This is a genomic window from Amaricoccus sp. (assembly GCF_036846665.1).
GTDB lineage: Bacteria > Pseudomonadota > Alphaproteobacteria > Rhodobacterales > Rhodobacteraceae > Amaricoccus.
The window spans coordinates 25055-33067 of the sequence record NZ_DAIUBO010000012.1; the positions used below are offsets into that span (position 1 = coordinate 25055).

5 protein-coding genes and 1 pseudogene are annotated in these 8013 nt (G+C 66.9%); 4 read left to right on the forward strand and 2 right to left on the reverse strand.

What is annotated here, in order from left to right; all coding sequences use genetic code 11:
• The first annotated feature begins 1 nt into the window (after window position 1).
• Window positions 2-643, forward strand: a complete 642-nt coding sequence (locus V7050_RS02415) for an ABC transporter permease subunit (protein WP_324365088.1) — start codon at window positions 2-4, stop codon at window positions 641-643.
• Entirely contained in the window at window positions 643-1302 is a 660-nt protein-coding gene (locus V7050_RS02420) for an amino acid ABC transporter permease (protein WP_324365086.1), read from the forward strand. Before V7050_RS02415 ends, V7050_RS02420 begins: the two co-directional genes overlap by 1 nt.
• Window positions 1303-1612: 310 nt before the next feature.
• On the opposite strand, the gene V7050_RS02425 is transcribed toward V7050_RS02420, so the two are convergent.
• The gene (locus V7050_RS02425) at window positions 1613-3775 is read right to left on the reverse strand and encodes a TonB-dependent siderophore receptor (protein ID WP_324365083.1); all 2163 of its coding nucleotides are present in this window, start codon (window positions 3773-3775) and stop codon (window positions 1613-1615) included.
• 269 nt (window positions 3776-4044) lie between these two features.
• A complete protein-coding gene (locus tag V7050_RS02430) occupies window positions 4045-6375 on the reverse strand; it encodes a beta-glucosidase family protein (RefSeq protein WP_324365081.1) in 2331 nt (776 codons plus the stop codon).
• Window positions 6376-6443: 68 nt separating this feature from the next.
• Between V7050_RS02430 and V7050_RS02435 the strand changes: the two genes are divergently transcribed.
• Together V7050_RS02435 and V7050_RS02440 are read left to right on the forward strand one after the other, a co-directional pair.
• A complete protein-coding gene (locus V7050_RS02435; protein ID WP_324365079.1) occupies window positions 6444-7655 on the forward strand; it encodes an AraC family transcriptional regulator in 1212 nt (403 codons plus the stop codon).
• A gap of 115 nt (window positions 7656-7770) precedes the next feature.
• Window positions 7771-8013: pseudogene (locus V7050_RS02440) on the forward strand (sugar ABC transporter substrate-binding protein); the annotation flags it as partial.

Sequence of the window (8013 nt, forward strand, 5' to 3'; positions counted from 1 at the left end):
CATGCTCGAGATCGCGCTCGCCTGGCTGCCGCAGCTGTTCTCGGCGGCGATCCTGACACTCGCGCTCGCGGCGGTCATCTTTGCCATCTCCGGGGTGTTCGGGCTCGGGCTCGCACTCCTGGTGCGCAGCGCCGCTTCGCCCTGGCCGCGTCGAGCCGCCGAGGGCTTCAGCTCGATCTTCCGGTCGCTGCCGGAGCTCGTCGTCCTCTTCTTCCTGTTCTTCGGAGGCGCACAGATCGGGCTGGACCTGGGGGCGGTCGGCTCGACGATCGTCGCCTTCGGCCTCGTCGGCATCGCTTTCGACTATCAGGTCTTCAAGGGCGCGCTGTCGGCGATCCCCGAGGGCCAGTTCGATGGCGCGCGCGCATTGGGCCTGTCGCGCTGGCGCCTCTTCGGCCTGGTCATCCTCCCCCAGATGCTGCCCCTGGCGCGCAAGGGCTGGATCACCTACGCGATCGCCACCATCAAGCGGCTGTCGATCGCGTCGGCGGTATCGGTGAGCGAGATCATGTACGTGACCAAGCAGGCGATCGCGGCCACCAACGAGCCGTTCCTGTTCCTCTCCATCGCCATCGGCCTCTACATCCTCATCGTCACTCCGCTCCTGGCATTCAACGAAAGGTCCCAGAAGGCGAGGCGTTGATGCAATGGCTCTATGATCCCGCCAATGTCGCCCTGCTGACGAAGGCGTTCCTGATGACGCTCATGATCTCGACGATCGTGATCGTCGGGTCGAACCTCCTGGCGCTGCCGCTGGCGATCCATCTGCAGAGGCCCGCGGCGCCGCTGCGCCGGGTCATCATCGCCTACAGCTTCTTCGCCCGGGCGGCGCCGGTGCTCGCCATTCTGTTCGTGCTCTATTATGGGCTGCCGCGGCTCGGCATCTTTCTCGAGCCCGTGCCCTCCGCGATCATCGGGCTGATCTTCGCCTCGACGGCCTATAACCTCGAGTTCCTCAGATCGGGCTTCGAGGGCATTCCCGACGGTCAGACGGACGGGGCCCATGCGCTCGGTCTGACGTCCTGGCAGGTCTACCGGCGGATCCTGATTCCGCAGGCCTATGCCGCATCCGGGCCGGCCCTGTTCTCGAATGCCATCCAGATGGTGAAGGGGAGCTCGCTCGCGAGCCTCGTCGCGGTAGACGAGCTCACGGCCGCCTCCACGACGCTTGTCGCGGAAACCTACCGGGCCATCGAGATCCTGACCTTCGTCGGGGCGCTCTACGGCCTGATCGCCGCGGTGATCATCGGCCTGCAATGGCTCTACGAGCGCAGCCTCGCCTGGCAGCATCCGCGGCGGTGACGGGCGACGGAGGTCGAGCCGCGCCCAGTGCAAGCCGCGGTTCTCTCACGACCGGTGTCGACGAGCGCGCGCCGATTGGCGCGGCGCCGACCGGATCCTGGCGCATCCGCACGGGTTTCGACGGCCTGCGGTCCGGAACATGTCGGACCCCGGCCCCTCCGGCAAGTCCCCGCCGCGGCGGGCGAGCGGCCACCGGATGCGGCGGACGGGGCGCCCGCCCGGGTCTCCGGCGGTGTCGTCGTCCGGCGGCAACCGGTCTCCTGCGTCGCCGCCGTCCGGTGACGGGTCCAAGGCCATGCCGATGGGGCGCTCAGAAATCGACCGTGAGCTGGGCCGTCACCTGGCGCGCATCGCCGGGGGTGCAGCCGCCGCCGAGATAGCAGGTGGCGTAATAGCTCTTGTCGAAGAGATTGGTGACGTTCACCGCCGCTTCCATCCTGCCGAACTGGTAGCGCAGCGCCGCATCGGCGACGGTGTAGCCGGGCACCGAGCGGGTATTGGCGCTGTCGCCCCAGGTCTGTCCGATGTAGCGCAGGCCGGCGCCGAGGCTCACCCCGTCGAGCGCGCCGCCGGCGAAGAGGTAGTTGCCCCATATCGAGGCCTGGTGCTCGGGCACCAGCGGCGGGCGGTTGCCCTCGTCGCCGTCGTTGCTGGAGGTGATCTCGGCGTTGGTATAGGTATAGCTCGCCTGCGTCGACAGGCCGCCGACAAGGTCGAAGCTGCCTTCGAGCTCGAGGCCGCGGCTCTCGATCTCCCCCGTCTGCACCGCGAAGTCGGGATGCTCCGGGTCCATCGTCAGCACGTTCGTGCGCGTCATGTCGTAGAGCGCCGCCGTGAAGAAGCCTTCGAAGCTCGCGGGCCGGTACTTGACGCCGACCTCGTATTGCGTGCCGCGCGTCGGCTCGAAGACCTGCCCGTCGAAGGTCGTGCCCACGTTCGCGGTGAATCCCTCGGCGTAGCTCGCATAGGGCGCGAGGCCGTTCGCGAATTCGTAGACCGCGCCGGCATTGAGGAGGAAGGCGTCGTTGCTCTGCGACGTGTCGCCCGCGGCGCTGAGGCGGTCGTCGAGGCTGCTCTCGGACCAGGCCTGTCGCATGCCGAGGGTCAGGTGCAGGTCCTCGCCGATGCTTGCCTGGTCCTGCAGGTAGAGGCCGTATTGGGCCACAATCTGCTCGCCGTCCTGGTAGATCGGCGGCGGCGCGACCGGGAAGTCGTAGCTGGGATCGGCGACCGGGATCAGGTAGCCGTCCTGATACCCTTGGGTGCCGTCGGAGGAATAGCGGTTGTAGTCGGCGCCGAGCAGCAGCCGGTGCTCGGTGCCGGCGATGGTGAAGTCCTTCTGCACCTGGTTGTCGAGATTGAAGATCTCGGCGGTCTCGTCGACGGAGAAGGCGACGAAATCCATCGTCGTCTCGTCCGCCATGCCGTTGAAGTAGAGTTCGGCATAATCGGTGGACTGGCGCGAATAGCGCAGGTTCTGTCGCACGCTCCAGCCTTCCTCGAAGTCATGGGCGAACTGGTATCCGACCGATCCGACCTCGGCATCGAAATGGTCGAAGTCGGGCAGCTCGTCGGCGAAGCCGGAGGGGAGGGGGCCGAGGCTCTCGGGATAATCCTCGCCGGCGACCGGCAGGAACACCGCGGGCGAGAGGCGGTCGCGCTGCCAGTTGGTTAGGATCGTCAGCGAGGTCGCCTCGCTGGGCGCCCAGGTCAGCGCCGGCGCGATGAAGAAGCGGTCGTTCTGGGAATTCGCATATTGGGTCTGGCCGTTGCGCCAGAGCCCGGTCAGGCGGTAGGCGAGGCTGCCGCCGGTCCCGAGCGGGCCGCCGATGTCGAATCCCGCCTCGGCGGTATCGAAGGAGCCGTAGCTCGCGAAGGCCTCGCGGAACGGGGTGAAGCTCGGTCGCTTGGTGATGACGTTGATCATGCCGCCCGGGTCGTTCTCGCCGTAGAGGACACCCGCCGCGCCGCGGAGCACCTCGACGCGCTGGGTGCCGTAGGGCTCGATCTTGAAACCGGAGAAGCCGATCGACTTCTGGCTGAGCCCGTCGCGGAAGATGCCGTAGGTGCCGATGTCGAATCCCCGGATCAGGAACTGATCGAAGCGCCCGTCGAGCCCCCAGATCGAGGAGGTGACGCCGGCGGTGTAGCCGAGCGTCTGCTCGAGTTCCTGGGGATTGCGGTCGATCATCTCCTGCTCGGTGACCACGGATACCGATTGGGGGATGAGCTCGATCGGCGTGTCGGTCTTGGAGCCGGTCGTGGTGTCGATCGCCACGTATCCGACATCCGGGCCGACGTCCGATGTCGCCTCGGCCTCGACCTTGATGGTCGGCAGACCCATGTCCTGGGCGTGGACGACCGCCGGCGCGATGGCGGCACCTGCCGAAGCCGCCAGCGCGCTCCATAGCCGGGAGGCAGGCAACGCTCCGCCGATCGCGCCGATGGCGGCGCGGCAAGTCCCTATCGTCACGTGAAAATTCCCCTCTTGCACCGATCGGGCCGCAGCAGGCACGGCCGTAATCCCAATTATTTTTGTCAACTAACCCTGTCAAGCCGGGCCGTCGCGGTCGTGGCAAGCAAACCGGCGGTCGTCGAAAGTCCCGGATGGTCGCTGCCGCCGGCGGCTGCATCCATCCCGCGGAACCGGCCTTCCAGGCGCTGCGTGTCGCGCGGGCCGGCTGCGGGCCGACGGCCGCGCCATCGGGGGCAGGGGGCAAAGGCTCCGCGCCGCCTCCCCCGCTACCGGGATTCCTGGTTGATCCGGTTCAGGAGCGCTGCCACCCGTGCCGGCGCGATGTCGCTTCCGAAGAACCAGTTCAGGGTATCGGCGAGGCCGAGGAAGGAATCCTCGCACATGGCCAGGATCCGGTCGGCCTCGTCCTCGGAAACCTTCATTTCCTGCATCACGAAGGATGCGACCAGCTTCCGCCCGGCCGGGTGCCGGAAGATCACCGCCGGTTGGGTATCGAGCCGGACCGGAACGAAGGCGGTCCGGTCCGAGTCGCAGCCGATCCTCGCGGCGAGCCGGATGTCGCGCGATGACGCGCCGATCTCGACGAAGAAGCCGTCGGCCCGCAGGGCCCAGCGGCCGAGCGCCGGGTCCCAGTACTGGAAATCGCGCAGGCGCAGGTCGAAGCGCAGGGTCTTCAGCTCCCCGCCCGCGAGCGCGACCTTCCGGAAGCCCTTCAGCTCCCGCAGGGGACGCGACAGGCCGGGATTCTCCGGCCGGATGTAGAGCTGCACGACCTCTCTGCCCGCCATCTCGCCGGTGTTTCTCACCGTGCATTCGACGAAAGGAATCGTGTCGCAGCTGACCTCGGGGGCGCTGATCCGCAGGGCGCTGTAGTCGAAGGCCGCGTAGCCGAGCCCGTGGCCGAAGGGTAGGGCGGGCTCGATCTTCTTGATGTCGTAGAAGCGGTAGCCGACGAAATGCCCCTCCGAATAGACGTGGTGGCCGTTCTCGCCCGGATAGGTATGGAAGCCGGGAATGTCCTCCTTGCGCTTCGGGATCGTGACGGTCAGCTTTCCCGAGGGGTTGCGCAGGCCGCAGAGGATGTCGCTGACCGCGCCGCCCCCGCCCTGGCCGGGAAAGAACGTCAGGAGCAGCGCGCCGATCTCGTCGATCCAGGGCATTGCCACCGCATCCGGTGAGGCGATGACGACGATCACCCGCGCATGGTTGCGGGCCACCCTGCGGATCAGGTCATCATAGCCCCCGGCAAGGTTCAGATCCGTCCGGTCCGCCCCCTCGCCATCGGACTGGACCATGGTATTCGCGAAGATCACCACCGCCTCGGCCCGGCCGAGCGCCTCCGTCAGAGCGGCCTCGTCGGTGGCCGGCCCGTCCAGATGGACGACCCGGCCGCGACCCAGCGTTTCGCGCAACCGGTCGAGCGGCACATCCGTCTCCGTCGGCCGGGTCGTGGCCGAGCCCGACCCCTGGATCACCGGCGCGGCCGCGCCGGTCCCGAGCACGAGAACCTCGCCGGTCCCGCCGGGATCGAGCGGAAGCGTCCCGTTCTCGTTGCGCGCGAGGACGATGCTCTCGGCGGCGAGCTTGCGCGCGACGCGGTGGTGTGCGGGGAAATCCGCCGTCACGGTCCGGTCCTCGCCCCCCTTCGCCAGGCGGACGAAGCGAAGGACGCGGCGGCAGGACCGGTCGAGCGCCTCGACCGCGAGGCTGCCGCTTCTGAGCGCGGCGAGCAGCTCGAGCTTGCGCGGGGCGCTCTCGGGCATGTCCAGATCGTTGCCCGCCCGGAGCGATTCCGGCCGATCCTTGATGGCGTACCAATCCGATATCGCCAGCCCGTCATAGCCCCATTCCTCGCGCAGAACATCCGTCAGCAGGAAGGTGGAATGGGCCGTCTGTTCGCCGTTCAGCAGGTTGTAGGACGACATCACGGTCCATGGCGTGCTGCGTTCCAGCGCCGCCTCGAACGCGCGCAGATAGATCTCCCGCAGCGCCCGCTCGTCGACGTCGGAGCTCATCGTGGTGCGCTCGATCTCGGAATTGTTGCAGGCCAGATGCTTGAGGCTCGCGCCGACACCGTGGTCCTGCAGGCCGTTGATCAGCGCCGCGCCGAGGGCGCCGTTCAGCAGCGGATCCTCCGAATGATACTCGTAGGCCCGCCCTGCGAGCGGCGTGCGGCGGATGTTGACGCCCGGGCCGAGCAGCATGTTGACGCCGTAATGCTGGCACTCGGCGGCAAGGGTGCGTCCCATCAGATAGAGAAGCTCCTCGTCCCAGGAACAGCCCATGCAGCTGCCGCTGGGGAAGACGGTCGCCGGCTTCGTCGACCCGAAGGTCTGTTCCCCGCTTTCGCTGCGGGGCTTGTTCAGCACCTCGAGAAACTGCGAGAAGCCGTTTGCCGTGGCGTCCCGCCGGTCGATCTGGTCGGCGGAGTAGCGGACGCCATTGGTGCCGTCGGTCATGACGGTTTCGGGGATGTTCAGCCGGTAGTTGACCGCGGTGCGCCACAGCCCCTGTCCCGAAACCAGATCGACCTTCTCCTCCAGGCTCATCGACTGGATCAGTTCGTCGAGCTCGGCATCCGAATGCTGGAATGTCATGGGGTCCTTCCGATTGTCCGGGAGCGCCCGTCCGGCGCCTCCCGCTTCGTCGCAATTGATGGCATAACTTGAACGATTCGGTTCGGGCCGGATCGGCTCGGACGATGTTATCCCCGACAATACCGAAGCATAACGGCATCACCGTGCTTGCGGTTGCTATCATTTCTTGCAATCCTGTTAGTTGGTCCGATATCCGCCCGGAGGCCGAGATGAAACACGAGCGCAAGGCCGCCCAACCCGACCGGGGCCTGGAATACGGTCACGAGTCGACCGTCTATGAAATGGACGGCCCGGTTCACATGTTCATGCACGGCATGAACGAGATCCCGCTGCACTGGCACGAGACGCAGGAGATCATCGTGGTGCTGCGCGGCACGCTCCGGATGACGGTGGGCAGGGGTCTCTGCAATCTGGGCGAGCGGGACGTGATGATCATCAATCCCTTCACCGTGCACGGGTCGACGGCATGGGATCCCGAAACGCTCGTTTGCGGCGTGCATCTGTCCACGGATTATTTCGAGAGCAGGGGGCTGCCGGAGTTCTCCGCGCGGCAGTATCTCTGCCGGAGCTTCCTGCACGGAAAGAGCTTCGAGCGGATCGCCGGCCCGATTCGCTCGATGGTCGCCCGGCTGCTGCTGTCGTCGGGGCGCGTGGCGGGCGACAAGCTGGCACACGACCTGCTGGCGGGAATGCTCGCGCTCTTCGTCTATCGGCATGTGCCCTGGGAGGCGGAAGACCGCGACGGCGCATCGCTGCGGGGCTCGGGCGGGGACCGGGTCGTGCGGATCATGCGCGAGGTGCGTGCCTGCAATGCGCGCAATTTCAGCCTCGCCGAATACGCGGAGCGGGAAGACGTCACCGTCAGCCACCTGTCGCGGCTCTTCAAGACCTTCGTCGGCATCGGCTATCGGGACTACGTGCAGAACGTCCGCCTGGACAATGCCGCCACGCTCCTCCGGGAGGACCGCATGCCCATCTCGGACATCATGGAAGTGGCCGGGTTCAGCAACCCGACCCATTTCTTCCGGAAGTTCCGGGCACGCTACGGGTGCAGCCCGGGCCAGTACCGCCGGCGGCGGCACGGCAGCGAGCGGCCCTGGGAAAGAAGCGTCGAGACCATGCGCAGAGAGATCGAGCTGCTGTGCCGGCAGCTCGACTTCGACGCCGACGACCTGCACCGGCTGATTTTCGGCCTCGACCGGATGCCGAGCCTCGGCAGCGATGTGTCGATCCATCAGGTCCCCGCCGTGAGATCAACGCATGATACTCAGTCTTGTTAAGAATCGGGAATATCTGCCCGGGCACATCAATGGATGACATATTTGGTTTGACAGGCCGCCGACCGCTGGCCGTATTTTGGGAGCCAACGGGATTCTGGCGGAGGAGAAACGGAACATGCGCTCGCTCTTGAGAGCAGCCTCCTGTCTGGGCGGGATGCTGGTCGCATGCCCCGCATTGGCGCAGGAACTGGAGGTGGTCCATTACTGGACCAGCGAGGCGGAGTCGAAGGCGATGGGGGCGCTGGCCGATGCCTATGTCGCGGCGGGCGGAACCTGGGGCGACAGTGCGACCGGAGGCGGCGAGGGCGCCACCGCGCTGGCGATCAGCCGCATCATGGGCGGCGGCCCGCCATCCGCC